Raw genomic sequence first — 25,466 nt, forward strand, 5'->3', positions numbered from 1 at the left:
AACTATGAAATATTAACTGAATATTAATAAAATCAATATAAAACATTGAGTATATTAATAAAATCAATAAAAAATTTGAAATAAATTGACATTATTGATATATGTTGTATATTTGTATTAAGGAGTGAATGATGGTTAAAGATTGGCAGCAGCTGATGGCGATCAGCGGGGACAGAAAAGTGGTTATTGAAAAAGTCTATGTTCCCGATCTGGACGTTCATATAGAAGGGCAGTTCAATATGCCTGAAATTATGACACTCAGTCAGGAGGATCAGATCTTTGCAGCCCGCTTCATTAAATCGGGTGGGTCGATAAAAGAGATGGAAAAGCAGTTCGGTATCAGTTATCCCACAGTGAAGAACCGACTGAAGAATATTGCATCGGCACTCGGGGGAGTGGATATTGAAATGGATTACCGGAAGCCGGCCATGTCGGTACTTGATCTTCTGGAAAAAGGGGAGATCTCAGTGGAAGACGCCATGAAGGAGTTATCGTGATGCTGCCGATGATTATGAGACTGAAAGTGAGCCGGGAAGAAGGCCGCGGAGTCAACCTCTATATTCCGCTCATTATAGTATACCTTCTTCTTTTGCCTTTTATCCTTATCGCCTTGCCTTTCGGATGGTTGTGGTATAACAGGGCGGTAGAGAAGGAAGGGGCTTCGGGGAAGGCTTCCATAAGGATGATTCCCGCGGTATTGAGTCTTCTGGGCTCTTTGAGCGGCACGGAAGTGGAGTTCAGTGACAGCAAATCAGAAATTATTCTGAAATTAATATAGATAGTTTAAGGAGAAAAATATGAACGAAGAGAGAATGAAAATTTTAAACATGCTCAGCGAAGGCAAAATCACAACGGAAGAAGCGGACAGACTGCTCGATGCCGTAGGAGCGGCGCCTTCCATGGCTGCAGCTAATCCTGTCGGAGCCGACGGTCTTCCGAAATACCTCTATGTGAATGTAAACAGCTTTAAGGAGAACGGAGAGGAGAAGAAAGAGAATGTGAACATAAAGGTTCCCATGGCCCTGATAAAAGCCGGTGTGAATATCGCCTCGCTTATGCCGGAAGACGTTCAGGGGGAAATCAATAAAGCCATGGACGAAAAAGGGGTGAAATTTAATCTTTCCGATATTAAAAAGGAGAATCTCGATGAATTCCTGGTTGCACTCAGAGAACTGGAAGTTAATGTGGATGGAGAAAATGAACGAGTTAGGATTTACTGCCAGTGATGAACATCTCCGCATTCACTATGAAGAAGGCAAGTCCCGCCGTAAGTCAACTGTGGGAATAAAGTACCGATCCCCGCTGGTCATCCGGCGGAACTTTTAACGATCCGAAGCTTCGCGGTAGCCGCCGCGGAGCTTCTTCTTTTATAAAATATCACAGAAAGAGCGTCAGCAGCAATGCCGAAAAATTATAGAGACCGTGGAGAATGGCCGGGATATGGATATTTTTCTTCCTTGTAAATAAAAAAGAGAAATAACAGCCCAGGATAAAAGCATTGAATCCTCCCGGAACCCCTTCATAGAGATGGCCGGCGGCGAACAGAATATTCACAAAAATAAGGCGGGACCATTTTTCAGTATCCAGAACTTCCAATCTGGTGTAGAGGTAGGAGCGGAAGAACAGTTCTTCGCTATACCCCGTCAGCAGGGAGGATATGAAAACCGGTGCTATCATGGAGTACTTTGTAAGCTTCCAAAGAGGTTCTTCCGGCAGGACTTCCCCGGCGACAAGCATAATGGTGACTTGAACCGCCATAACCACCGCCGCGGTTCCGGCCGCCGCCAGCAGAATAAAAGGGATATCTTTTGCGCCCGGCCGCACCAGCCCGAAGGATTGAAAGTCAAGCAGATCGTCGCGGTGCATCAGGTAAATGACCATAAATATCTGGGGGACCAGAAGAATCCAGATCTGCAGATTGTAGAGAAGAGAATTAAAGCTCCGGGGATCGGGAATGCCTGCCAGAAAGAGATATCCAGGCAAATAGAACAGGGAAAATAGCAATCCCGCCTCAATTAATGTATCTCTTCTGTATTTCTTTGTTCCCATATCTAAGGCTTATATAGTAATATTTATCTATTATCAATAAAAATCTTCCCGTATTCTTCTGATATAACCGGGTACTCACAGGTGAAAATATGTGGATTGCTATACTGCTGCTGGTGGTCATTGGAGCCGTAACCGTGCTTCTCGTGACCGGAACCGGAAAACAATGGAGAGAATTCTATGTCCGCGGAGCCGATGCGGGATTCAGCATCGGAGAAATGAAAATGCTCAGGAGTGCGGCTGAGCAGGCGGGACTGGAAAACCCCGTATCAATTTTTTTCTCTATTGATCAGCTCGATCACAGCATTTCCGTTTTAAGCAATTATGTGGAGGATAACGGAATTGAATATACTCCCGAGGAGAGCGCCCTTCTCAGGAAGCTCTATGATTACAGGAAAACCATAGAATTCAATAAACCGAGATATAAATCCGGTTTGAAGCATACCATCGAATTGAAAGAGGGGCAGCCGCTGAAAATCGCTTTGGGCAAATCGGGCCTGTTCAATTCGGAGATTCTGGAAATCGATGAGAATTATCTCGTAATCAGTTATCCTTCGGGAAACACTCTTCCCCAGGGCGTTACCTGGAGGGGGCAGAATCTTCGGGTCTATTTTCAGAAAAAGAACGATGCGAGTTATTATTTCGAATCCAGGGTCAAGGACGACTATTTCGACCGGTCCTTCAAGCTGCTCCACATAGCCCATTCCGGTAATATACTGAGAAGCCAGAGGCGCAATTCCATAAGGACGAAAGCGGAATTTCCCGTTACTATTTTTCCTCTCCAGGATTTGAGCCAGGTGGACAATGTTATTATGTCCGAAGGTGGTTTCAGAGGGGAGATGCAGGATATCTCTGAAGATGGCGCATCTCTGATAATCGGGGGGAAGGGAAAGGAGGGGTTGCTTCTCAAGCTTCAGTTTCAGCTTTCCGATTCCATTCTGGTCGTCTGCGGGGTCATACGGTATTTCGAGTACAATCCCGATCAGGAAAGATCCATTCTCCATCTTCAGTTCACGCGCCCCGATGATGAGACGCGGAATAAAATACTCTCCTTTGTATACGATGTCCATCGTCGCAGGGAAAGAGAGGAGGGTGGCGATGATCTTGAACCGGTCATTGACGATGATGATGAAGGTCCTTATCCTGATGAGCCCCTTGATGAAGAAGCCGAATTGCTAGAGATGATTGAAGAGTCTGATGAAGATTAGTTCTCTTGATTTTTTTTATCAGTGAACTTACAAATTATTATAGAGAGATTAAGAAAAGGATAATTATATGAGAAAAATATTTTGGATTGCAGCCCTGACAATTCTGGTCTTTACAGGATGCGCTACAACAGAACCTCAGATGGTCGATGAGCCTGTTGAAGAGGTGAAAGCTGCACCGGTGGAAGAGCCGGTACAGGAAACCATGATGATCGATGTCTATCTTCCTGTTAAGGAGACTCTCAAGTCTTCTGACGGAATTGTGGACGGATATGTAGAGTCTGATTACGATGACTCCGGAAATCTGCTGGAGGAACGTGAGTACAATTCCGAAGGAATCCTCCTGACGAGAATGCAAAACTCAGTGGAAGGCGGGAAGATCGTCCGAACTGAATATTTCCGCGGCGAAGATAATGAGCCGGGAATCTATATGGTTCGCAAGTATGAAAATGGTTATGTCGTGGAGGAAATCTCCTATGACCAGAAAGATGTCCCTCAGACGATTTCCCGTTATGAGCGGGATTCTATGGGGAATATTCTTCAATGGACTGTAGCCAGTGGAGATAATGTGCCCATGATGGTGACCCGCTATGATTACAATGGGGACAGAAGGCTCAAGGCCGAGTTTCTGACTCCTCTCGGCGAAAGCGAAGGTTACATCGATTATGAATGGGACGGCAATCTTCTAATGAGTGAGAAAACCTATGATGCTGACGGCAAACTCGATAAAGCCGTCGAATATGCCTATGAAGGTGAATACCTTATCGGGGAAACTCATTACAGGAAAACCGTGGTAAACTATACGATTGAATATGTTCTTGATGAAGCCGGGAACGCCCTCGTAAAAAAACATTTTTACAGAAGCGGCAACCTCAAGGCTGAATGGGAGTACGAATACACATCGATTAAGAAAGAGGTGCTTAAATAATGAACAGGATTAATAAATCAGTACTTTCCCGGAAAGTTGTTTTAACTTTTGTTCTGCTTGTTGTCTCCCTCTCTTTTCTCTCGGCCGGTGACCGGTCGGAAGTCTGGAAAAGAATGTACAGCCGTGCCATGACTATCGATCAGCAGTACGCTATTATGCAGAATATCGTTGCGATGGATGATCCATCGCTCATAGAAGTTCTCGATGAAGCTCTCGCCGAACAGATATCCTCTCTGGAGGATCAGATGAACCGGACCGAAAGGGCCAAAAAAGATGAGCTGATGAGGATGATCGTGAACGAACTCTCTGCCCTTAAGGCGGAAGAATCTGCCGGAACCATCTTTACGCTTTACAATAATGTTGACAATCCCATTCTTCAGGCTGATTGTCTAGTGGCGCTCGGTCAGATTCGGGCCGTCGATCTGGTTCCGCAGATCAGCATCATTCTGAGAAATCTCAATTTCAATACCAATTCCGACCAGCAGGTTGCCGAGATCCTGGCCTATGCCGCCGTTGTCTCTCTTGAAAGAATGCGCGACGTCAGAGGGTTTGAGCAGGTCTTCTACGCTTCTCTGGGCTGGTATTCCCGCCGTGTCCGCGACAGGGCTGAAGAAGCGCTGAAAGTCATCTCCGATGACCCGACAGAACCGATATTGACGATTCTCTCCGGGCCTGACAGCAGCTATAAGACAAAACTGACTGCTCTCGAAGTGGAAAATGCTTCAAATGCCCCGGCGGAAAATAAAAGCCGCACTGCCGTTTTGGCACTGCAGGAAGGTCTCAGATATTCTCCGAACGATAAGACGGAAGCGGATCAGTTGGCCAGGCTGAGACAGACTGCGATGGTGGTTCTTATAAGCAATGAATATAAGAATCCCGATATCGCGGAGGATCTGGCGAAAGCCTTCGACCGGGCAGAGGACATCAATGAAAAACTGATTGCCATTCAGGCAATGGGTGTGAACGGAACAGATGAAACCGTCAGCTGGCTGAGTAACAAGCTTTCAGACTTTAACAGCCGCCAGCTCAGCGGTATCGCCGCCAATCAGACTGAGCTGATTTATATCAGGCAGATGATCAGCTCTCTGGGATTGAGCGGGAACATAAATGCAAAACCGGTTCTGCTGGAAGTCCAGTTTTCCGATTACACGCCGGCTGTTGTAAGGCTTGCGAAAGAAGCGATCGCGAATTTTGAATAATCTGATGTAAAGGATTTTTCCTTATGTCCCAAAGCCCGGTCCGGTGAAAACTTTCCCTGACCGGGCTTTTTTTAAAGCGCGGGAATAGTTTTTTCTGTCATTTGAATTGTGATGTCTCTTGAAATCAGAATCAGACCGGAAACAGATCTTCCTATCTTTTCTCTCGCTCTCACGTTTTCCTTTTATATCCCACTCTATTCTCCCTTCCTTTTTCTGTTTTCACCTCTTCTATTCTCCATGAAGAGATCCAGCCTTCCCCTTATCGCAGGGATTTTCAGCGGATTGCTTCTCTGCGGAATCGTAGAAATGAATCAGATGAAATCAACGACGGGACTCGAGATCAATCAGGTGGACTATATAACTGTCGAGGTGAAAGAAGACTCTTTTCTTTCATCAAAAGGACGTATGATCGTAAAAGGCAACCTCATAAAGGCTGAAGGAATGCTTCGGACGGAGTGTTCCGCTTCGGGATCTGTTCTCATTCTCGGCAGTGATGAATGGAAGCCATTATATCAGGGAGAAATTGTTCGTTTCAGATGCGCGGTCGATTATCTGGATGACGCCCGCGATCTCGCTTATATTGCCTTTGCTGAAGGAGATCCTGAAATCGGAGGCTGGTCTTCACCCCTTTGGGAAAGTCGGTACAGATTGATTTCTCTTTTTGACCGCGGGACGGTTTCCATGTCAGGACCGGTCAGAGCTCTCTTTCTTGCACTTTACCGGGGAAACAGCGATTATCTATCGGGGGAGCTTAAAGACAATTTCAGAAGGAGCGGCGTCCCGCATCTTCTTGCTTTATCGGGATTTCACGTGGCTATTGTCGTGCTTGTTCTTACCGGACTGGTCAAACCATTGATCGGTGCGAAAAACGCATCGGCCCTTGCTCTCCCGCCCCTGTTTCTCTATCTCCTTTTTGCAGGAGGGAGTCCTTCTCTCATCCGTGCCTTTTTAATGTTTACCCTGGCTGTCATTTTCAAGTTTGGAGGGAAGAGGACCGGGGTATTTGAACTTCTGCTTCTCACAGCCTGTCTGCAGCTTTTTCTCCACCCTGTGGAAGGTTGGAGCCTTTCTTTCCAGCTCTCCTATCTGGCTCTTGCCGGTCTCATCCTTTTCGGGAAACGAATTCAGCAGAACCTGGAGACTCGATTGCCCTCATTTCTGTCCATGCCGCTCAGCGCATCACTGGGAGCCCATCTTTCCACAGCACTGCTTCTGGTCTTTCAGTTCGGGGAAATCTATCCCGTCGGTCTAGTCGCATCTCTGATTGTGACGCCGCTGGTTCTATTGTTTATGTGGGTTTCTCTGGTTTTCTACGGAATGGGGGCCGCAGGATTTCCAGCGGTTCTGTTATCCTTGTCCGATCGTCTTTCTCTCATCCTTTACAGGGGCATTGAAAGTGGAGTATCTTTCTTTGCCGGCTTTCCTCCGATAGATTTTTCCCGCGGACTGAACGGCGCTGTCTATTTATCAATATATGCCATTGTTGTAATATGGCTTTACAGATCAATATGGAGACCCTATGGAAGAAGAGAGAAATCTCAATTTAAACTACGATTCCCCGACAGAAATTAAAGCTCTTCTGGAGTTGATGGGGCTGGGACCCCGGAAAAAATGGAGTCAGAACTTTCTGATAAACAGAAATGCGAGGCAGAGGCTGGTGGATACTCTGGAGATTCATGAAGGGGACAGAATCTGGGAAATCGGTCCGGGGCTTGGCGCCATAACGAAACACATTCTCGAAAAAAAAGCTGATCTTACCGTTTTTGAAATCGATCCGGGCTACATAGAGTATCTATCCATGGCTTTCGCCGATGAAAAAGTTAAGGTCGTAAAAGGCGATGTTATTAAAACCTGGAAGGACGAATATGAGATTTCCGGAAGCCCCGAGGGAGTCATCGGCAACTTCCCCTATAATGCCGCATCGGCCATCATCGCTTCCTTTATCGAAAACAGGACATTCCCCCGCCAGCTGGCAGCCATTGTTCAGAGCGAAATGGCTGACAGGGTTACGGCCAGACCGGGTACAAAGAATTATTCCTCTTTTTCCATTATCTGCCAGTACGCCTGCGATGTAAAAGATGCCGGCGCCATAGGTTCCGGGTCTTTTTATCCCAAGCCGAATGTTTCATCGAAGATTATCAAGATGACTCCCCGCAAAGATGCAGTGGAGCTGCTTGATCCTGAACTGTTTTTCATCCTCGTGAGAGACTGCTTTTCTTCCAGACGGAAAACCCTTCAGAACAACTTGAAAAATGCTGCGGCGAGGCGACTTCAGAAATACGGAACGGAATTGCTTTTCCATGGATTCGAATCTCAGGGTATCGCACTTTCCGCCAGAGCGGAAACCGTAACGGTTGATCAATACGCAGCTATTGCCAATGAAATAAGCCGTCAATTCAAGGCGCAATAGTGACGGAGTGTCTCCTTTGCCGCGGAGAATGCCGCAGCCTCACCGACAGGAGAGGGCTGAAATATCACATATGCGGAAATTGCGGTTTTACCTTTCTCGATAAAGCCGACCGCCTTACCGATGAAGAAGAAAAAGCGCGCTACGATCATCACAATAATGATCCCGGTAATGCCGGTTATATCAAATGGCTGACAAATTTCATGGAAGAGGCCGTTTTGCCTTTTGCTGATGAAAAAGCGCGGATTCTGGATTTCGGTTCAGGTCCGGTTCCCGTCCTGGCCGGCCTTATGGAGCGGAGGGGTTTCGCAGTCATCATTTATGATAAATACTATGCTCCTGTAGTCCCCGAAGGGTCTTTTGACTTTATTACATCAACCGAAGTCTTTGAACATCTAGCCGAACCTATGCAAACCCTGCTTCTGCTGAAAAAAAGGTTATCTCCAGGTGCTGCAATTTCTGTAAAAACTCTATTCCGACCTGAATCGGATGAAGATTTTATGAACTGGTGGTACAGGGAAGACCGGACGCATATCAGCTTCTTTACATCCCGCTCCTTCCTGATAATGGCTGAAACGGCCGGATTATCCATTGAGTTCTGTGATCACCGTTCAATTGTAATTTTAAGAAATTAACTTTTTTAGTTTTAATTGTTAGTTTTTTCTTTTCCTGTATACTTATAACAGAGAGAACAGGAAACATCTTATGGTTATGAAACGTCATGTGAGAACATTGGCCATTAACAGTCTTACAGAAGCTCTTGACATAAAAACCATGCTTAATGTGGCTAATCTTCTCATGACCGGATACGATTCCGACTATATTTACAACAGAACAGGTTTTCCCCGGAATATGCCCATGCCGCCCCGTGAAGTCGCCAGGCAGATCGTGGATGATGTGAACACGCTGGGTCTCTATCTCGAGTTCGTCACCATTCTCATCCGCATTCAGGAAGAGGGACTTAAAACGCGTCAGTACAGAATCCCTTATCTCCGGGAGCTTCTGAATGATATTCTGGAGCAGGGGTATATCTATGAACCGAACCGGAAAATGTTCATCGAAGACCCCGAGGTCAGGCGCACGGCGAACTGGGGCGTGCTTCGATCCGATGAAGACACCTTTTCTTTTCTGCGTGTGGATATCGTCGGCAATTCGGACCTCGTCAGAAAGTATCCTTCGGATGTGATCAGAACGACTTACGCCGATTTTAAAAGCATCGTCACCAGAACTGTAGAAAAAAGAAACGCCAGAATCTGGAACTGGGAAGGTGACGGCGGTCTCGCGGCGTTTTATTTCGGACGGAATATCCATCAGTCTGCTGTGCTCTCGGGAATGGAAATTCTCCACCAGCTGTTTATTTATAACAGATTGAACAGCCGTCTCGATGATATTCTCAATATCAGGATCGCCGTTCACAGCGGCCCCTGTCACTATTGCGGCAATCCTTCCGATCTGGATAGAAGCGAAACCATCATCACTATCAAGGAATTAGAAAAGAATAATACGGAAACAGATTCGCTTTCCATCAGCCGGACGGTTTACGTTATGCTCGATCCCCTTATTGCCCGTCAGTTCGACACTATGAAACGGAATCTGAAAACCGATTGCTACAACTACAGAATCCGCTGGGAGTGTGACCATTGATTGTTGCTGTTCTTTCCGCCTTTGAAGATGTTCATCGTTTTTTCGCAGAAATCGAATCTTCAATGGAGCACTCGATTTACTACCTCCCCTGGAAAAATTACCAGGAAGAGATACACAAAATGCCTGCCGATACGCTCTTCTACATAGATATCAGGAATTTCCGGCAGGATAAAATCTCTGAAATGATTGATTGCTTTTCTCTGTTGGAAGAGAAAAATTTCGGAGTGATTGACCCCGATGGGCTTATAAACGATGTGGGGCGTCTTTTTCACAATGGTGCATCGGACTATGTGGGGGGTAAAGTCTTCTCCGGCACATTTTCTCCGATCAGACTGAAAATCGTATCCCGCTTTATTCTGGCCAGGGAATTCGAACCTGAACCGGTTATGGAGATCTTCGATGAAAAAGCGGAGCTCAGCGGTGACAACTGGACATCGATTGTTACGGGCCGGAATTACACATTCGGTATGCTGTTCGCTGAAGTCGATGATTACAGCGAATGGAAGGTGAAACTGGGAAGCGATAAATACGAGCATTTTATGAGGAGTTTTTACAACATACTCAATAATGTTGTCGAGCCGCTGATGGGCCGGTTCTGGATGTGGTCCGATACGGGGGGAATCGTTTTATTTCCCTTTGACGGGAAGAAACTGGATGTAATCAGAGAAGCTTTCCGGCTTTTTATGAACCGGCAGATCATTTCAACGGAAAATCCCGATTTCGACATCGGCATGACATATCATCTGGTAATCCATATCGGGGAAACCATATATGAGGACCGGGGCTTTACGAGTGAGCTCATCTCCGACTCGGTAAATTCCATATTTCACATCGGAAACAATTTCTCTCAGAGGGATAGTCTTTATATAACTGAAGAGGCTGAGAAATTCATTCCGCTCCGGCTGAGAGAATTTTTTGTCGATCAGGGAATGTTCGAAGGTCGTCATATCAAAAGAATGAAAAAGGTTCACCGATAAGGTATGCCGGATTAAAGGCGATTCTATTCCGGGACGTGAAAAAAAACCGGCTCGGAAGCCGGTTTGAGTCAAATAAGATTCTGTCCTTTCAGAACCTCTTTCAGTTTTTCCTTTGTTTCCCCGGAAGAGGGGCATAGAGGCAGACGGAAGATTTCCTCCACTTTTCCCATTATAGCCATTGCCGTTTTCACCGGCAGGGGATTGGTCTCCAGGAACATGGCCTTGAAAAGCGGAAGGAGTTTGTAGTGCATATCCCTGGCTGTCTCCACATCTCCCTTGAGAGCTGCGCCGATCATGGCTTCCATCTGGGCGGGAATCAGGTTACTGGCAACCGAGATAACGCCGTTCCCTCCCATCAATGTCACGGGCATGGCAATATTGTCGTCTCCTGAGAGAAGGGCGAAATCCTCTGGTTTCCGGCTGATGACATCCATCATCTGTCCCAGATTCCCGCTGGCTTCTTTTACGGCCACTATGTTGGGGTGTTTCGCCAGGCGCATCAGCGTGTCTGTCTCAATGTTCACCCCGGACCGCCCCTGGATATTGTAGACGACAAGAGGCAGGTCGACCTCGTCGGCAATAGTCATGAAATGGCGGTAAAGTCCTTCCTGTGTAGGTTTGTTGTAATATGGGGCAACCTGAAGACTTGCATCTGCACCAATATCTTTGGCCGCTTTCGTCATTTCAAGCGCTTCGGAAGTACAGTTGGAACCCGTCCCGGCAATAACTTTCTTCCGGCCGGCAGAACCCTTTACCACCAGGTCTATGACTTCAATATTTTCTTTTATGGACAGAGTGGGGCTTTCTCCTGTCGTGCCGACGGGAACAAGCCCCGAAATTCCTTCGCCGATCTGGAAATCAACCAATTCTTTCAGTTTTTCCCGATCCAGTTCTCCCTTACGGTCAAATGGGGTGACCAGAGCCGTATAAACGCCTGAAAACATACTTTACTCCTATTGACCCAGAAGGTCTTTGATATAATCCTCTATTGTGAAGAAACCCTTTTTGCCCATAAGCCACTGTGCCGCCAGAACAGATCCCATGGCAAAACCTTTCCGGCTTCTCGCTCTGTGGGTAATCTCGATCGTATCGGCCAGACTGTCCATGTAGACAGAATGGGTTCCCGGTACGCTTCCCCCTCTGACGGAAGCGACATGCAATTCGTTCTCTTCTATTTTCCTTTGCAGAGGGTCTATGACAATTTCAGTCTTCCTGTTGTTATTCTCTATGATTTTGTGTGCCGTTGTCAAAGCTGTTCCCGAAGGAGAATCCACCTTTTTATTATGGTGAAACTCCGTCATGAATATATCGTACTCCGGAAGGGGATTTATCATAGCCGCCGCTTTTTCAACAAGAGCGAAAAACATATGAGCGCCTACGGAGAAGTTGGAACCGTAAAGATATGCGGAGTTGTTGGATTCAATGATTTCCTTGACTTTCCCGACCCTGTCACTCCAGCCCGTGGTTCCGACGACCAGAGGTACGCCGGCTTTAGAGCAGATTTCCGCGTGTTTGACCACGCAATCCTCCGTGGCAAACTCGATAACCGCATCGGGCTTCAGTTCATTCAGGATTGCTCCGGTCAGATCCGGGTAATCGCTCCTGCCGCTGATGTCGATTCGGGCTGAAACAGTATCGCCTCTTTCCAGAAGAATCTCTTCAATCTGATGACCCATCCTGCCGTATCCGTTTATCACAATATTCATAACTTAAAACCTCTGCATATGAAAAAGGCCGTTGTGCAACGGCCTTGTTATCAGTTTTCAACCTGTGTCATCGTCACCGCACAGGTATTGACGATATCTTCGACCGAACAGCCTCTGGAAAGGTCGGAAATCGGTTTGGCAAATCCCTGGAGGAAGGGGCCGTAGGCTCCGGCGTTTCCGAATCTCTGAGCCAGTTTGTATCCGATATTTCCCGACTGAAGATCGGGGAATATCAGCGTATTGGCTTTTCCCGCCACTTTGGATCCGGGAGCTTTCTTTTCACCCACAGAAGGGATGATGGCTGCATCAAGCTGCATTTCTCCGTCTATGTTCAGTTCGGGAGCTTTCTCTTTTACCATAGCCAGGGCGTCGAGGACCTTATCCACATTGGGATGCTTGGCCGAACCTTTTGTCGAAAAGGATAACATGGCGGTTACCGGTTCTGTCTGCAGGAAGGTTTTGCAGGATGTCGATGCCTGGATAGCAATCTCGGCGAGCTGTTCCGTCGTCGGTTCGGGGATCGTCGCGCAGTCGGAGAAAATCATAAGGCCGTCCTTGCCCCATTTTTTATCGGGAAAATCCATGACAAAGCATGATGAGGCAGAGCTGACGCCGGGTGCTGTTTTGATAATGGTGAAACCGGCGACTAGAACTTTTCCCGTTGCATTGTCGGCTCCTGCCACCATGGCATCCGCGTCGCCTAGACGAACCATCATGGCACCCCATTTCAGAGGATCTTTGATCCCTTCAACAGCATCGGACTCGCTTACGCCTTTGTGTTTTCGCAGCTCAAAGTACTCTTTTCCGTAAGCGGAGAGTCTGTCTGAATCGGCAGGATCGGATATGGTAATTCCCGACAGATCGACACCCAGACTTTCCGCGGCTTTTTCAATTGAGGATTTATTTCCCACAAGGGTTACTTCCGAAGCGATTTTTTCATCGCAGATAATTCTTGCCGCCTGAATGGTTCTCGGTTCTGTTCCTTCGGGTAGAACGAGTTTTTTACCCATGCTGACTGCTTTGGCTTTCATCTCTTCAACGAATGACATTGGATTCTCCTATATATTTAACTGTGTTTGACAACTTAATTATTATTAAAATATAGACAATTCCATAAGGGGAATACAACCGCCCGCAGGTGAAAATAATTATTTATATAATTTCAAAGAACTGTTCAGAACGTTTTTTTTATTGTAACATTGCCCCATTATGAAAATTGGAATTTACGGTCTCGGTCGATTCGGTTCCTTCTGGGCTTCAACCTTGAGCCGGGTAGCTGATGTTCAGGCCTATTCGCGCAGCAGTTCCGCACCGGAAGGTGTCCTCTTCGTTTCGGAAGAAAACGTCTGTAAGAGCGATCTTCTTTTCCTCTGCAACTCGATTTCCTCCGTAGGAGAAGTCTGCGATAGAATCGCTCCCTTTCTGAAAGAGGGCATGATTGTCGCCGATACCTGTTCGGTAAAAGTTCATCCCCTCGAGACCATGAAAAAGCGTCTTCCCGCTTCCGTTCAGATTCTGGGAACACATCCCATGTTCGGTCCCGATTCCGGAAGGAACGGAGTCGCGGGTCTGCCGGTTGCCCTGTGCCCTGAAAGAATTGATGACGGATCTCTGAAGACTGTTCTGGATCTGTTTACTTCTCTCGGTCTGCGCATTGAGACCCTGACGGCAAAGGATCATGACCGGGAAGCCGCTTATTCCCAGGGTATTACTCACTTCATTGGAAGAACACTGGATCTGCTGAACCTCGAACCGAGCCGCATTTCAACAACCGGTTATGAGGATCTGCTCGATATTGTACAGCAGACCTGCAACGATAAATGGCAGCTTTTTGTCGATCTGCAGAAATTCAATCCCTATACGGAAGAAATGAGAAAAAAACTCCATTCATCAATCGAGGAAATGCTGGTAAAATTAGATTCCATTGAGAGCATAGGAGAAAAATGAAATGGCTGAAATCCATTCAAAACGCATAGACGAAAAAAAACTCGATACGGTCCTGGCCGAAGATATCAGTTTTGAGGGGGATGTCTCATTCTCCAAACCTCTTATGATAAAAGGAGCCTTCAGCGGAAGCATTAATGCAACCGGCGATCTTTATATCGACAGCAACGCCGTGGTGAATGCGGAAATCGCAGCTCATTCTGTAGTTGTCCGCGGTAAAGTCCGCGGGAACATTACAGCTCATTCCAAAGTCGAGCTCCAGGGATCTGCCGAGGTGATCGGAGATATCACAGCGCCGAGAATCGTTATGGAACCGGGATGCCTTTTTGACGGAATAAGCCGGATGAGACCGGCTGGAGGAGAAACATCATGAACAAAAGACTGCTGATCGCCACATTAATTATTACAGCCTCCATGCTTCTCTCCGCCCAGGAGAAAAGAGATGCGCTGAAAAATTTCCGTGAAGGAAAATACAAAGTGGCTATAGACATCACTCTCGAAGAGATAGAAACTCTCCCTGATAGCAGCCTTCGTGCCAAAATGGACGCCTACACAGTTCTCTTATGGTCGCTTATCGTGGAAAAAAGATATGATGAAGCCATCACTTACGGGAACCGCGCGAAAGATCTATCTCCCTATGACAGCAGAATTACCGAAGCGCTCGGGGAAGCCTACTATTTCAAAGGGAGCGCTTCCAATGCCCTGAAGTTTTTCGAACTCTATACGGTTCAGGCTCCTCTGGGGGACAGAATCGCCCGGGTCTACAACTTCATGGGAGAAATCTACATTACACAGGCGAAATACAATCACGCCGATATCGCCTTTTCCACAGCTCTTTATCACGCCCCTTCCGTCACAAGATGGTGGTACCGCCTGGGGTATTCCCGCGAACTGGCAGAGGATTTCAAAGGTGCGGAAACGGCCTATAACAAAGCCCTGGATCTTGATCCCTCATTTGCTGAAGCGACAAGAGCGCTGAACAGGATCAGGACCAGATAGTGAAAGCCGCTTTCTATACATTGGGGTGTAAACTGAATCAGGTTGAGACGGAAGCCCTGGTTTCCGCTTTCCGTGAACAGGGCGTCTCGATTGTGTCCTCTGATAATCAGGCGGACATATACGTTGTCAATACCTGTACCGTTACATCCAAAAGCGAACAGAAAGCCCGGAGAATGATCAGAAAATTCTCCCGCGACAACAATTCCTCTCTCGTCATAGCTACAGGTTGCTATGTGCAGATGGAGGAGGAGGAAGTGCTCTCTCTGGGAGATAATGTTGTAACCGTATCTCTCGACGATAAAGATACGATTCTGGATCTGGCGGCCTTTATAGGATCTTACCGGTTTGATCTCAGGGAATTGAAAAGCCGCACCGCTTTATGGCTGCAGGAACATCTCGCTACATCGAAACCCGACGGAGGCGAACGGTTCCGCTACTCTCCGGCCGATTTCAATTTTCATTCCCGGGCTTTCCTGAAAATACAGGACGGGTGCGATAATAGTTGCGCCTACTGCCGTGTCACCATTGCAAGGGGTGCTTCGGTCAGTCTCGATTCCGATGAAATAATAAACCGCCTCAACCAGCTTGCTGGAAAAGGTTACCGGGAAGTGGTTCTGACAGGAATCAATATCGACTCCTATCAATCGGGAGATCTTGATCTCGCCGGATTGCTGAAAAAGATACTGGAAGAAACCAGAGGATTCCGAATAAGGCTCTCATCTCTGGAACCGGATACTCTGACGGAGCAGATGTGCGGTGTACTGGCCGACGAGAGGATCTGTCCTCATTTTCATCTCTCGGTTCAATCCGGCTCAGATGTTATACTCAAAGCCATGCGCCGTAACTACACATCGGAAACCATACGGGAAGCCGTCAGACAACTCCGGGTCGTTAAGGATGATCCTTTTATCGCGGCAGATATTATCGCCGGATTTCCCGGTGAGACGGAAAGCGATCTGGAAGAGTCTATGAAAATTATCACGGAACTCAATTTTGCCAGAGCCCATGTCTTCCCCTTTTCCCCCAGACCGGGAACGGAAGCCTATGATATAACTCCCAAGGTACCGGAAAGGGAAACGGTTCTTCGGGCGGCCCGTTTGAGGAAAGCTTCAGAAGAATCCTATAAATCCTACATATCCAGATCAATCGGAAAAGAAGCCGTTATTCTCCTGGAGCACTGTGATGATAACGGTCTGTGGTACGGTTTTTCAGAGACATATATTCGCTTTGCTGTTGAGAATGTTGATAAAGGTGCCCAAGCGGGTCAGATGGCTGTTTGTAAGATAAAGGATCTTTCGGCGGGGACGGGGTCTGCAGTTTTTCACAAATTTCAGTAAAGATGAGTATGTGACTGTTGTATTTAGTGATTTATCCGGATTTTTCGGTTTAAAAACAAGAGTCTACGGTATATAGTATTAAGTACCTAATTAATAAATGTCACTCCCTTTTCATACATAACGGAGGAAAGTTATGAAGAAAATCATGCAAAGCTTAATCTCTTTGCTTATTATTGCTGTCATCGCGTCTTGCAGCGGCAATCCTTTTATGACGAATATTTTCGGGGGGATAGATAATTACTCTCTTCCCGACTCTTTCGACAACGTTGATGATATTCTTGATGAAGCCGGAGATGACGGATTTCTTGATGCCCTGGCAGACAATCCCGAACTGGCCGATGATGTCATTGATATTCTGGAAGCATCTCTTCCTGAAGATGCTGCCGACGCCGATTCGGATGACCAGGAAGCGGCGCTGCTTCTTGCCGATGTTCATCTGGCAACGACCGAAGCTGATGAAACTATAAACAATGTAAACGATCTGCTTACAGGATTTATAGCCGGTGATGAAGGGGAAGATTCTCCCGACATGGATGATCCCGCATCAATTATTCCCGATCTGTTCGTCCTGGATGAAACTTTGACGCCGGCGGAACAGCAGACAGCGGTTGAAGAACAGCTAGCCGCATTTCTGGCGGCAGCCGATGCTTTGGAGTTTTACGGGGATACAATTGTAGCCGGTCAGGATCCCAGTTCTGAAGTTAATCCCGGGGAAACGGCCGCTACGGCAATGATTTCCGGTATGACTGCTTTTATCATCCAGAATATGGACACTTCTTCAATTGATCCGGACATCGTTGCAGCTAATCCTGGAGCTACTGATGACGAGCTTGCAATTGCAGCATTGGCCGATGTCATAGTCAATGGCAGTGATATGCCTGATATAGGAGATCCAACATATGAAAATGGCGATCCGTTACCGGACGACGCTACAACGGAAGAGTATATCAACGTCATTCTCGGCGACGGGCTCGCTGAAGTCGTAGGACAGGGATTCGATCTCAGTTCGTTCGAAAATATGTAGGAGGCTGACAGATGAGAAAAATAATCACAATAGCATTAATTGCAGCAATAACAACGGTTTCTCTTTCAGCTGAAGCCATTTTCGAATACGATATCCCCTTCGGTTGGCAGAGCCCGGAAATCATGGCTCAGGGCGGTTCCTTCACAGCCATAGCCAGCGGATTCAATGCCCTTATGACGAATCCCGCCGGGTTTGCCATGAGCAAAACATACAAATATGTTGAAAGCGAAAATGAAGACGGTGAAAGAGTGGTTGAGAAGAAGGAACGGGGAGAAGTCACGGTATTAGGTGTTTTGCCCTATGCTATGATTAACCCTTTCACTCTGAAGGAAGATCTCGCTCAGGCTGATGATGCCTCTCAGGATGCCATTATCGATGCCATTCTCAATCAGAGTTCCACAAACGGCATCGGCGCCGGAGTTCAGGCCGGTATCGGATATGTCGGTTACGGTTTCGGTTTCGGATTTATCAATACAGTTGATATGATGTTTCCCCAGACGGATAATATTCTCGGGATCAGTGGAGATATAACAGCCACTACCGCTTTAGTCGGTGGATACGCGCATAAATTTGACTTCGGCTTTATGAAGCTCGCTGTCGGTGCGGACATCCGTCCCATGTGGAGAGTTAAAGTCAAGGATATCAATATTAACACTGTTCTCGGATTTATGGGTGGCGGAGACGGATCTGATGAGATCGATCTTTCCACAATCGATGCTCTCACTGGTTTTGCCATCGGTTTTGATGTGGGAGCCATTGCTGAAATCAGTATGTTTTCCTTCGGAGCCTCTCTCCGCGATATCGGACATACCCGTTATCTTTATCAGTCAACGAATCTCGACAGTCTGATGGGCGATCCTCTTCACGGAGAGGAATATACCGGTCTCGATTACGTAACACCTATGACACTGCGTCTCGGGGCTGCCATCCATCCCGATCTGGGAAGGCTCAGCCGGTTTGTCGATCCAAAAGCACATATCGAATACGTCATTCCCATGATCATTGACGATAAAGTCGCTGATTACGATGCCCAGTCTTTCTGGGTGAATCTCCATGCCGGAGCCGAGGTTCGGTTACTGAGTTTTCTCTCTCTACGGGCAGGATATGCTTCAGGCTATCTCTCAGCCGGTTTGGGGATCGACTTCGTAATCGGAGAACTTAACGCGGCTCTCTATTCCATTGAAACTGGTTCTCACTCCGGAAGCAATCAGCAGATGGGTGCCGCAGTGGAATTTGCTTTCCGATTCTAGTCCCTACTATACTTATATAGAGGCGGTTTGATCCGTCTCTATATGAGGAAGGGATTATGAAAATTAAATATTTATTTACATTTCTATGTTTCCTGCCTTTATTTATAACAATCTCATCATGTGAAGCTTTTTTCACGACAAGCTGGTTTCAGGGCGTTGCCGATTACAGTGATATCTCTGTAGATGAAGCTATCTCTTCCGGAGATCCGGAGATTATGGCTGAGCTTTTTGATCGGATCATAGAAGAGGCGGCCGATGCCACCGGTGAAGAAGCCGCAGAACTCTATATTGAGGCTGCTGAGTTGGCTCTCGGTATATCAGGTCTGAATGATGCTTCATCTCTGCTGGAGGCAACGGAAGTGCTGTCGGAAGGCAGCGGTAATCCGGAGGATCTCTTTTCAATTTTCACCAATTCCGATTTCGATCTTGATGCTCTCGAAGACGTTGCTGTTATGATTGCCAATGCCGAAGCCTCTGATCCCGGATCAGTTCCTCCTGATATGTGGCTTTTTGCCGCTGCGGGGAGCGCAGCAGCCGTTACCAATGAAGCTAATGATGCGGGATTGACTGTTGATGAGTTTCTCAGTGACGATCCGGTTGCTGATAATCCGGATGTGAAACAGGCCGTTCAGTCTCTTGTTTACGCGATGGAGATTCTTCCGGAGGACCTTCAAACGCAATTACTGGACAATCAGGCCGATCTGATATCGAAAGGAGTTGTATTTCCCTGATGGCAGGAAGATCCTTATTGCGCATAGTAATTTCAGGTTTAATTTTTTTTCTTATCTATACAAATCTTATAGGTGAGAGCACTTCGTTTACATCTCTTTCTCCCCGAAGCGAAGCTCTGGGCGGTCCTCATGCTGCGCTGACTGATGATTTTTCTACTTTATTCAATAATCCAGCCGGTTTTCGGGAAGTAAAGGGAGATTTGACGGTTGCTAATCTCAACATCCTTTTAAGGGGCCCTTTGTCTAGTATTCTCCTGGGGATCGAGAGTGGTCAGTATCAGGATATGCTGGCAGAACTTGGGAATTCCAGAATCGCATTGGCTTTAACCGGGCCTATAGCTGTCGGAAGTATACGGAATAACTTTGCCTGGGGTGTCTTTAACAACATCTCTACAGATCTCTATGTACCGAGTCTGACTCAGAATGCCACCATTACAGCTACAGCAGATCTGGGAGGAGTCTTCGGTTATTCCTGGGGTGTTGAGTTTCCGAATACAGGTAACAAATTTAATTATGGTTTTCTGACCAAGTTGTTCTTCCGTTCGGAAGTCAGCGCAGCAAAATCTTTTACCGACATCATGGGAGCTTTTGATGACCTGTCCTCATTGATTTCATTAGATTCCCTTCCTCTTGATATGGGCTTTGGTGTCGGCATAGATGTCGGAATGAAATACATCTGGCGCGATACTCTCCATTTCGCTTTGGCATTCCGGGATATTTATACCCCTCTTTTTATGTTTCGATATGGTTCCATAACATCGTTAACTGAAGGAGAATCTCCGGAGTTTGTTTATTCAGCAGTTAATGCGGATTATTCGTTCGGGTTTATGTATACGCCCCATGTTTCATTATTCAGGGGATTGATCGGGAACATGAAACTCCTGTTCGATTATAATGATATCTTTGATTTTCTTGTTGATGGAGATCAGGCAAGGCATATACTTTTGCATTTCGGTTTGGGTTTTGAATTTACTATTTTTGATATCCTATCCTTGAGATTGGGGGTCTATGAAGGTCTGCCTTCAGTCGGTGCGGGATTGGATTTGCACATTTTTAAAATTAACCTTGCAGTTTACGGCAGGGAGATGGGAACGCAGCCGGGTATTATGCCCGTATACAATATGATGTTGGGAATTGATTTTTCCTATTAATTTCCAATTACTAATTGACACTTTTTTCAGGAATTGATACATTCCTCAAGGTCGGTTGGACACATCATATTGTTGCTCAATCAGAACTTATGTCTCCTTCGTCTAGGGGTTAGGACACCGGGTTTTCATCCCGGCAACAGGGGTTCGATTCCCCTAGGAGATGAACAGATTTTGCGGCATCTTTAAAACCGCAGACCGGGCTGGTCGCAAGCAAGCTTGCTGCTCGCTCATGCATCCTGGGGCTGGTCGCAAGATTACTTGCAGCTTGCTCATGCGACCTCGGGCCGCTAGCTCAGCTGGCAGAGCAACGCCCTTTTAAGGCGTGGGTCGCTGGTTCGAACCCAGCGCGGCTCATTTCAAGTCTCCTTCGTCTAGGGGTTAGGACACCGGGTTTTCATCCCGGCAACAGGGGTTCGATTCCCCTAGGAGATGAACAGATTTTGCGGAATCTTTAAAACCGCATCCTCGGGCTGGTCGCAAGCACACTTGCTGCTCGCCCATGCGACCTCGGGCCGCTAGCTCAGCTGGCAGAGCAACGCCCTTTTAAGGCGTGGGTCGCTGGTTCGAACCCAGCGCGGCTCATTTTAAGTCTCCTTCGTCTAGGGGTTAGGACACCGGGTTTTCATCCCGGCAACAGGGGTTCGATTCCCCTAGGAGATGAACAGATTTTGCGGCATCTTTAAAACCGCAGACCGGGCTGGTCGCAAGATTACTTGCTGCTCGCCCATGCATCCTGGGGCTGGCCGCAAGCATGCTTGCTGCTCGCCCATGCATCCTGGGGCTGGTCGCAAGATTACTTGCTGCTCGCCCATGCGAACTCGGGCCGCTAGCTCAGCTGGCAGAGCAACGCCCTTTTAAGGCGTGGGTCGCTGGTTCGAACCCAGCGCGGCTCATTTTTAAAGCAGCTTTTCAGCTGCTTTTTTTTTATTTCAAAATTTTAACACATACTCGTTTTTTCGGGGATTCTCAGGACCGGATGCCCTGAATTTTACCCTTTTCTAAATATCTTTTTTATGTTTGTATTATTTTTATTTTGATATATTCTATTAATAAATAATTCTATTAAGGGTGTGAAATGAAGAGGAAAATCTTATCAATTGTATTTGTACTTATTTTTGTAGTACCTTTTGCTGTCAGTTCTCAGTCTTCTGTAAAAGGTAATAGCGTCAACGGAGCTACCGGAATTGTCACGACACCGACAGCGCGAATCGGTTGGGAGTATTCCGATCTGGGGCTCGATTTCGGTTATTCTTTTCTCTATGGGAATGGAACAGCTCATGTTCCGAGGGTAACTTTTAGTTTTCTCAAAAAAGCGGAAATCGGAGTCGCCTTTAATATTAGAGGTGGAGATGATTGGGATTTTCTCTATCATGGGAAATTTCAGTTTTATATGAACGGTGGTTCTGCCGTGGCTATGGGCGTTATGGGGGATCTTTCAAACGTCGGAGGCTCATCCGATGTCTATCTGACACCTTATCTAGTCGCATCATATAGCGGGAATTTTTTCAAATGGCCTGCGGTAACAACCATGATGTTCGGTTGGCGGATGCTGGAAGCCGGTAGCATTTCTTCCAACTTTGCTTTCTCTATGGGGTTTGAACTGGCTTTGGCTCCTCAGGTCTTTAAGAATTATGTATTCTGGATTTCCGATTTCAGTAATTATTCCTTTGCAGAAAGAGCATCTATAAATGCCCGTGATAGAGGGGCATTTAATACAGGTATAAGGATTGATCCAGTCAAAAAAGGAAAATTTAAACTTGTATTCGATCTTATCGGAACGGATCTACTTGAATCCAGTCGGGGCTTATCGGCTTCAGCGACATTCGGAATTGGATTCTGATTTTAAACCGCTCTGTAGAAGGAGCGGTTTTTTTATGTTATAATATTTGAAAATTGTTGTTTATCGGAGTTTTGCCTTGAGTAATAATATTGTATTGAAAGCTGCGGACCTTGATGGTTATTTAACAGATGGTGATAAAGAAAATATAAAAAAGATGAATACATTGTATTCTTCAGCAATTGAATCATATAAGCAGCTTTCAGCAGGAAAAACAAACCCTTCGCTTGTTAAAAGAGAAACTGACAAAATAATAGATCTCTATGATAAGATGGGGACGCTGATGAGGGAAGTTACAGCTTCGGAAAAGGATATCAAGGTTTATTCTTTTGAGATGCCTCAACCTTCACACGGAGAGGTTTCCAGGCTTATCGCCAAGCTGCGCGATAAACGAACGGCACACGATGAGTTTGTCTATTATGTTCAAAGAGCTTTTGAACTTCTTTTTAATCTGGCCTATGGGAGCGGGGCTGCAGTCAGTAAGAATCATCTCATTGTGAAGACTCCCGTTGCCCAGCCGGTTCAGAATTTTGCTGTCCACAAAATCCCGGACATAGATGATACTATAAAGGATTCGGTGATGTGCGTCATGCTCAGAGGTGCTCTTCTACCTTCAATGATTATGTCCAAGGAAGTCCAGGAGTATTCATCTACCGGTTATGTGACGCCTTTTGCTCTGTTTAAGATAAAAAGAGATGATTCGAAGATGAAAGAGAATATGGAGTATGTACTCGATCTCGATAAGTCTTTTTTTGATCTTGAAAGTCTTCATGGAAAAGATCTTATTTTTGCAGATCCGATGAATGCAACCGGAGGGAGTCTGGTTACTATCGTAAAATATCTGTTGGATCAGGGAGTCAAACCCAAATCAATCAAGGTTTTTAATGTCATATCAGCGTTAAAAGGGACACTTCAGATTGTTCGTTCTATAGAAAATATTACGTGCTACACGTTGTGGATGGATCCTGTGTTGAATGATGCCGCTTACATTCTCCCCGGTCTCGGTGATGCGGGAGATAGGCTGAACGGAGTGGACCTTGACGAGAATCCCAGAAATATCATTCAGCTTATTGCTGATTACGGATCAAATCTAGCATCTCTTTATCGTTCCCAGGTGAGAGAAATTGAACGTACGGTCCTGGGTTAACTCTTTGAAGAAAATACTGCTTCCTTTCCTCGCTTTTCTTGTTTTCGGGTGCAGCTCGGTACCTGAAGAAATAGCATCTGAGTATTATAATATCGGCAATGCGTATTTTGATGTCGGGGATTACGATAAAGCAATAGAATATTACACCAAAGCTCAATCTGAAGGGCATCCCTATATAAACAAAATAAGGTTCAACCTGGCAGTGGCCTATACTGAATCGGGTAGGGTTTCACAGGGATTAAAATTGTTTGAATCGCTGCTTGAACAGGATCCGGAGAATCTCATACTGCTTCAATCTAAAGCCTATTCTTTGTATCTCATGGGTGATGATGATGGCGCCGTTGAAATATATGATCAAATCCTGAATATGTTTGAGTATGATGCAACAGCATTATTGAACAAAGCGAAGATTATTAGAGATGTAAGGATTGATGAATCCATAAAGCTTCTGGAAAAACTGTATCAGATTGAACAGGATTCCGATACAGCTGTGCTATTAGGAGAGTTATACCGGGAAAATGATCAGGTGGTAGATTTTGTTCGACTGTATGAAGAAGTCATTTTGAAAGAACCTGCTAATTCTTCGGTATTATTGGGATTGGCTCAGCATTTTTCAGAAGAGCAGCTTTATTTCAAAGCTGTTGAGTATTACAACAGAATTGCAGATCTTAAAGATTATGAAAATTTAGCGGAAGTATTATTCAGGAAAGCTGAAATTGAGTTGTGTGAACTTGATGAATCAAAAACAGGATATGATACGCTTGTGTTAGCTCTTGATGCCGGATTTTCAGATAAGCAAAGAATTAAAGATCTTTCAGAAAGAGAGGAGCTGTCAGATAATATTCAGCTGATAGAGTATCTAAGGGTCAGAGGTTTTCTATAATTCTAATTTTCCATAGTGAGATTATTAGCGCATTCCTCGCAACAGTAAGTATCGGAATAACCTTCTTTATGGCTGAAGAAATTACCGCAGGTCATGCACTGGCTATATTGCGTTGAGCAAATCAGAGAGCAGTATCGGCCTTTGTATGCATCATCAGTTATAATGTATTTGCCGCAATTAAAACATTTCATATATTCAGTAGTATTCTTGTCTTCCACTAAAAATAGTTTATTCACGATGGAATCTCAGGTCAACTGAATATAGACTTGTGTTAATAGGAAAATTCTAAAAAAAAATCTTAAGGTCTGTTGACTAATTTTTATATTAATATTAAGTTCATCAAGCGCTTAAAAACAACATACAGTTTTTAAGGTTCTTTAACAGTTATTGTTAATTAGGGAAGGGAAGAGAATACGAAAATGAACTTTTGAGTTTCAGATTTTTTATGATGAAATAATCGCACTTCGGTGTGATTAAATAAATCATGGAGAGTTTGATCCTGGCTCAGAACGAACGCTGGCGGCGCGTTTTAAGCATGCAAGTCGAACGGTAGAGATCCTTCGGGGTCTTGAGAGTGGCGAACGGGTGAGTAACACGTAGATGATCTGCCTTGAAGTTGGGGATAGCCCATAGAAATATGGGGTAATACCGGATAATCTCTTTTTACTTTGGTGAATAGAGGAAAGGGGCTTCGGCCTCGCTTTAAGATGAGTCTGCGGCTGATTAGCTAGTTGGTAGGGTAAAGGCCTACCAAGGCGACGATCAGTAGCCGGCCTGAGAGGGTGACCGGCCACATTGGGACTGAGACACGGCCCAAACTCCTACGGGAGGCAGCAGCTAAGAATCTTCCGCAATGGGCGCAAGCCTGACGGAGCGACGCCGCGTGGACGAAGAATGCCGAGAGGTTGTAAAGTCCTTTTATTTGCGAAGAATAATAACCGTAGGTAATGACGGTTAGATGACGTTAGCTTATGAATAAGCTCCGGCCAATTACGTGCCAGCAGCCGCGGTAACACGTAAGGAGCGAGCGTTGTTCGGAATTATTGGGCGT

26 protein-coding genes, 6 tRNA genes and 1 rRNA gene are annotated in these 25,466 nt (G+C 46.0%); 29 read left to right on the plus strand and 4 right to left on the minus strand.

Annotation, left to right across the window (positions count from 1 at the left end; all coding sequences use genetic code 11):
- Window positions 1-128: 128 nt before the first annotated feature.
- Genes HNR50_RS11270 through HNR50_RS11280 form a run of 3 tightly spaced genes read left to right on the plus strand, consistent with a single transcriptional unit; the run spans window position 129 to window position 1,226 of the window.
- A complete protein-coding gene (locus tag HNR50_RS11270; RefSeq protein ID WP_221439858.1) occupies window positions 129-497 on the plus strand; it encodes a DUF2089 domain-containing protein in 369 nt (122 codons plus the stop codon).
- Window positions 497-778, plus strand: coding sequence for a hypothetical protein (locus tag HNR50_RS11275; RefSeq protein ID WP_184746870.1), 282 nt, complete (start codon window positions 497-499; stop codon window positions 776-778). The genes HNR50_RS11270 and HNR50_RS11275 overlap by 1 nt, the downstream gene beginning before the upstream one ends.
- 19 nt (window positions 779-797) lie before the next feature.
- On the plus strand, window positions 798-1,226 hold the full coding sequence (locus tag HNR50_RS11280; protein ID WP_184746871.1) for an SHOCT-like domain-containing protein: 429 nt from the start codon (window positions 798-800) through the stop codon (window positions 1,224-1,226).
- A gap of 151 nt (window positions 1,227-1,377) precedes the next feature.
- Here the strand turns inward: HNR50_RS11280 and HNR50_RS11285 are convergent, their stop codons facing one another.
- A complete protein-coding gene (locus tag HNR50_RS11285) occupies window positions 1,378-2,049 on the minus strand; it encodes a CPBP family intramembrane glutamic endopeptidase (protein WP_184746872.1) in 672 nt (223 codons plus the stop codon).
- Window positions 2,050-2,138: 89 nt separating this feature from the next.
- On the opposite strand from HNR50_RS11285, the gene HNR50_RS11290 reads away from it, so the two are divergent.
- The 8 genes from HNR50_RS11290 (at window position 2,139) to HNR50_RS11325 (ending at window position 10,406) form a co-directional block, all read left to right on the plus strand.
- Window positions 2,139-3,254: a flagellar brake protein gene (locus HNR50_RS11290; RefSeq protein WP_184746873.1), complete on the plus strand. Its 1,116-nt coding sequence runs from the start codon at window positions 2,139-2,141 to the stop codon at window positions 3,252-3,254.
- Window positions 3,255-3,321: 67 nt separating this feature from the next.
- Entirely contained in the window at window positions 3,322-4,179 is an 858-nt protein-coding gene (locus HNR50_RS11295; protein ID WP_184746874.1) for a hypothetical protein, read from the plus strand.
- The gene (locus HNR50_RS11300; protein ID WP_184746875.1) at window positions 4,179-5,378 is read left to right on the plus strand and encodes a hypothetical protein; all 1,200 of its coding nucleotides are present in this window, start codon (window positions 4,179-4,181) and stop codon (window positions 5,376-5,378) included. Before HNR50_RS11295 ends, HNR50_RS11300 begins: the two co-directional genes overlap by 1 nt.
- A 111-nt stretch (window positions 5,379-5,489) precedes the next feature.
- On the plus strand, window positions 5,490-6,950 hold the full coding sequence (locus HNR50_RS11305; RefSeq protein ID WP_184746876.1) for a ComEC/Rec2 family competence protein: 1,461 nt from the start codon (window positions 5,490-5,492) through the stop codon (window positions 6,948-6,950).
- Entirely contained in the window at window positions 6,898-7,788 is an 891-nt protein-coding gene (gene rsmA / locus HNR50_RS11310) for a 16S rRNA (adenine(1518)-N(6)/adenine(1519)-N(6))-dimethyltransferase RsmA (RefSeq protein ID WP_184746877.1), read from the plus strand. The genes HNR50_RS11305 and rsmA overlap by 53 nt, the downstream gene beginning before the upstream one ends.
- A complete protein-coding gene (locus tag HNR50_RS11315) occupies window positions 7,788-8,420 on the plus strand; it encodes a methyltransferase domain-containing protein (protein ID WP_184746878.1) in 633 nt (210 codons plus the stop codon). Before rsmA ends, HNR50_RS11315 begins: the two co-directional genes overlap by 1 nt.
- Before the next feature lie 70 nt (window positions 8,421-8,490).
- Window positions 8,491-9,429 (plus strand): nucleotidyl cyclase domain-containing protein, encoded by a 939-nt coding sequence (locus HNR50_RS11320; protein WP_184746879.1) that lies wholly within the window; start codon window positions 8,491-8,493, stop codon window positions 9,427-9,429.
- Complete coding sequence (locus tag HNR50_RS11325) at window positions 9,426-10,406, plus strand: hypothetical protein (protein ID WP_184746880.1); 981 nt, start codon at window positions 9,426-9,428, stop codon at window positions 10,404-10,406. The genes HNR50_RS11320 and HNR50_RS11325 overlap by 4 nt, the downstream gene beginning before the upstream one ends.
- A gap of 68 nt (window positions 10,407-10,474) precedes the next feature.
- Here the strand turns inward: HNR50_RS11325 and dapA are convergent, their stop codons facing one another.
- The 3 genes from dapA to pta are packed head-to-tail and all read right to left on the minus strand — an operon-like array spanning window position 10,475 to window position 13,161.
- On the minus strand, window positions 10,475-11,350 hold the full coding sequence (dapA, locus tag HNR50_RS11330) for a 4-hydroxy-tetrahydrodipicolinate synthase (protein ID WP_184746881.1): 876 nt from the start codon (window positions 11,348-11,350) through the stop codon (window positions 10,475-10,477).
- 9 nt (window positions 11,351-11,359) lie between these two features.
- Entirely contained in the window at window positions 11,360-12,112 is a 753-nt protein-coding gene (dapB, locus tag HNR50_RS11335; RefSeq protein WP_184746882.1) for a 4-hydroxy-tetrahydrodipicolinate reductase, read from the minus strand.
- Between the two features lie 50 nt (window positions 12,113-12,162).
- Complete coding sequence (gene pta / locus HNR50_RS11340) at window positions 12,163-13,161, minus strand: phosphate acetyltransferase (protein WP_184746883.1); 999 nt, start codon at window positions 13,159-13,161, stop codon at window positions 12,163-12,165.
- A gap of 160 nt (window positions 13,162-13,321) precedes the next feature.
- Here pta and HNR50_RS11345 point away from each other — a divergent pair, with 160 nt between their 5' ends.
- From HNR50_RS11345 to HNR50_RS11430, 18 genes are all read left to right on the plus strand, one after another.
- Window positions 13,322-14,059: a prephenate dehydrogenase/arogenate dehydrogenase family protein gene (locus HNR50_RS11345; protein WP_184746884.1), complete on the plus strand. Its 738-nt coding sequence runs from the start codon at window positions 13,322-13,324 to the stop codon at window positions 14,057-14,059.
- A gap of 1 nt (window position 14,060) precedes the next feature.
- A complete protein-coding gene (locus HNR50_RS11350) occupies window positions 14,061-14,429 on the plus strand; it encodes a bactofilin family protein (protein WP_184746885.1) in 369 nt (122 codons plus the stop codon).
- Window positions 14,426-15,055, plus strand: coding sequence for a tetratricopeptide repeat protein (locus HNR50_RS11355; protein WP_184746886.1), 630 nt, complete (start codon window positions 14,426-14,428; stop codon window positions 15,053-15,055). Before HNR50_RS11350 ends, HNR50_RS11355 begins: the two co-directional genes overlap by 4 nt.
- A complete protein-coding gene (mtaB, locus tag HNR50_RS11360; RefSeq protein WP_184746887.1) occupies window positions 15,055-16,392 on the plus strand; it encodes a tRNA (N(6)-L-threonylcarbamoyladenosine(37)-C(2))-methylthiotransferase MtaB in 1,338 nt (445 codons plus the stop codon). Before HNR50_RS11355 ends, mtaB begins: the two co-directional genes overlap by 1 nt.
- A 133-nt stretch (window positions 16,393-16,525) precedes the next feature.
- Complete coding sequence (locus tag HNR50_RS11365; RefSeq protein WP_184746888.1) at window positions 16,526-17,416, plus strand: hypothetical protein; 891 nt, start codon at window positions 16,526-16,528, stop codon at window positions 17,414-17,416.
- An 11-nt stretch (window positions 17,417-17,427) separates the two neighbouring features.
- On the plus strand, window positions 17,428-18,666 hold the full coding sequence (locus HNR50_RS11370) for a hypothetical protein (RefSeq protein ID WP_184746889.1): 1,239 nt from the start codon (window positions 17,428-17,430) through the stop codon (window positions 18,664-18,666).
- Between the two features lie 56 nt (window positions 18,667-18,722).
- Window positions 18,723-19,397 (plus strand): hypothetical protein, encoded by a 675-nt coding sequence (locus HNR50_RS11375; RefSeq protein ID WP_184746890.1) that lies wholly within the window; start codon window positions 18,723-18,725, stop codon window positions 19,395-19,397.
- Window positions 19,397-20,548, plus strand: a complete 1,152-nt coding sequence (locus HNR50_RS11380) for a hypothetical protein (RefSeq protein WP_184746891.1) — start codon at window positions 19,397-19,399, stop codon at window positions 20,546-20,548. The genes HNR50_RS11375 and HNR50_RS11380 overlap by 1 nt, the downstream gene beginning before the upstream one ends.
- Window positions 20,549-20,639: 91 nt before the next feature.
- A tRNA-Glu gene (locus HNR50_RS11385) sits at window positions 20,640-20,711 on the plus strand.
- A gap of 118 nt (window positions 20,712-20,829) precedes the next feature.
- Window positions 20,830-20,902, plus strand: a tRNA-Lys gene (locus HNR50_RS11390).
- Between the two features lie 6 nt (window positions 20,903-20,908).
- Window positions 20,909-20,980, plus strand: a tRNA-Glu gene (locus HNR50_RS11395).
- A gap of 77 nt (window positions 20,981-21,057) precedes the next feature.
- A tRNA-Lys gene (locus tag HNR50_RS11400) sits at window positions 21,058-21,130 on the plus strand.
- A 6-nt stretch (window positions 21,131-21,136) separates the two neighbouring features.
- Window positions 21,137-21,208: transfer RNA gene (locus tag HNR50_RS11405), tRNA-Glu, on the plus strand.
- Between the two features lie 160 nt (window positions 21,209-21,368).
- Window positions 21,369-21,441: transfer RNA gene (locus HNR50_RS11410), tRNA-Lys, on the plus strand.
- Between the two features lie 182 nt (window positions 21,442-21,623).
- Window positions 21,624-22,388 carry a hypothetical protein gene (locus HNR50_RS11415; RefSeq protein ID WP_184746892.1) on the plus strand — a complete coding sequence of 255 codons (765 nt, stop codon included), beginning with the start codon at window positions 21,624-21,626 and terminating at the stop codon, window positions 22,386-22,388.
- 76 nt (window positions 22,389-22,464) lie between these two features.
- Entirely contained in the window at window positions 22,465-23,532 is a 1,068-nt protein-coding gene (locus HNR50_RS11420) for a uracil phosphoribosyltransferase (protein WP_246433979.1), read from the plus strand.
- 4 nt (window positions 23,533-23,536) lie between these two features.
- A complete protein-coding gene (locus HNR50_RS11425) occupies window positions 23,537-24,415 on the plus strand; it encodes a tetratricopeptide repeat protein (RefSeq protein WP_184746893.1) in 879 nt (292 codons plus the stop codon).
- Between the two features lie 481 nt (window positions 24,416-24,896).
- Window positions 24,897-25,466: ribosomal RNA gene (locus HNR50_RS11430) — 16S ribosomal RNA — on the plus strand; the annotation flags it as partial.

The organism is Spirochaeta isovalerica (assembly GCF_014207565.1).
In the GTDB taxonomy this organism is placed as follows: domain Bacteria; phylum Spirochaetota; class Spirochaetia; order DSM-2461; family DSM-2461; genus Spirochaeta_F; species Spirochaeta_F isovalerica.

What these genes read in the sequence shown, in the direction of transcription:
- HNR50_RS11270 (WP_221439858.1), top strand. Translation starts at nt 129, where the DNA reads ATGATGGTTAAAGATTGGCAGCAGCTGATGGCGATCAGCGGGGACAGA.
- HNR50_RS11275 (WP_184746870.1), top strand. Translation starts at nt 497, where the DNA reads ATGCTGCCGATGATTATGAGACTGAAAGTGAGCCGGGAAGAAGGCCGC.
- HNR50_RS11280 (WP_184746871.1), top strand. Translation starts at nt 798, where the DNA reads ATGAACGAAGAGAGAATGAAAATTTTAAACATGCTCAGCGAAGGCAAA.
- HNR50_RS11285 (WP_184746872.1), bottom strand. Translation starts at nt 2,049, where the DNA reads ATGGGAACAAAGAAATACAGAAGAGATACATTAATTGAGGCGGGATTG.
- HNR50_RS11290 (WP_184746873.1), top strand. Translation starts at nt 2,139, where the DNA reads ATGTGGATTGCTATACTGCTGCTGGTGGTCATTGGAGCCGTAACCGTG.
- HNR50_RS11295 (WP_184746874.1), top strand. Translation starts at nt 3,322, where the DNA reads ATGAGAAAAATATTTTGGATTGCAGCCCTGACAATTCTGGTCTTTACA.
- HNR50_RS11300 (WP_184746875.1), top strand. Translation starts at nt 4,179, where the DNA reads ATGAACAGGATTAATAAATCAGTACTTTCCCGGAAAGTTGTTTTAACT.
- HNR50_RS11305 (WP_184746876.1), top strand. Translation starts at nt 5,490, where the DNA reads ATGTCTCTTGAAATCAGAATCAGACCGGAAACAGATCTTCCTATCTTT.
- rsmA (WP_184746877.1), top strand. Translation starts at nt 6,898, where the DNA reads ATGGAAGAAGAGAGAAATCTCAATTTAAACTACGATTCCCCGACAGAA.
- HNR50_RS11320 (WP_184746879.1), top strand. Translation starts at nt 8,491, where the DNA reads ATGGTTATGAAACGTCATGTGAGAACATTGGCCATTAACAGTCTTACA.
- dapA (WP_184746881.1), bottom strand. Translation starts at nt 11,350, where the DNA reads ATGTTTTCAGGCGTTTATACGGCTCTGGTCACCCCATTTGACCGTAAG.
- dapB (WP_184746882.1), bottom strand. Translation starts at nt 12,112, where the DNA reads ATGAATATTGTGATAAACGGATACGGCAGGATGGGTCATCAGATTGAA.
- pta (WP_184746883.1), bottom strand. Translation starts at nt 13,161, where the DNA reads ATGTCATTCGTTGAAGAGATGAAAGCCAAAGCAGTCAGCATGGGTAAA.
- HNR50_RS11345 (WP_184746884.1), top strand. Translation starts at nt 13,322, where the DNA reads ATGAAAATTGGAATTTACGGTCTCGGTCGATTCGGTTCCTTCTGGGCT.
- HNR50_RS11350 (WP_184746885.1), top strand. Translation starts at nt 14,061, where the DNA reads ATGGCTGAAATCCATTCAAAACGCATAGACGAAAAAAAACTCGATACG.
- HNR50_RS11355 (WP_184746886.1), top strand. Translation starts at nt 14,426, where the DNA reads ATGAACAAAAGACTGCTGATCGCCACATTAATTATTACAGCCTCCATG.
- HNR50_RS11365 (WP_184746888.1), top strand. Translation starts at nt 16,526, where the DNA reads ATGAAGAAAATCATGCAAAGCTTAATCTCTTTGCTTATTATTGCTGTC.
- HNR50_RS11370 (WP_184746889.1), top strand. Translation starts at nt 17,428, where the DNA reads ATGAGAAAAATAATCACAATAGCATTAATTGCAGCAATAACAACGGTT.
- HNR50_RS11375 (WP_184746890.1), top strand. Translation starts at nt 18,723, where the DNA reads ATGAAAATTAAATATTTATTTACATTTCTATGTTTCCTGCCTTTATTT.
- HNR50_RS11380 (WP_184746891.1), top strand. Translation starts at nt 19,397, where the DNA reads ATGGCAGGAAGATCCTTATTGCGCATAGTAATTTCAGGTTTAATTTTT.
- HNR50_RS11415 (WP_184746892.1), top strand. Translation starts at nt 21,624, where the DNA reads ATGAAGAGGAAAATCTTATCAATTGTATTTGTACTTATTTTTGTAGTA.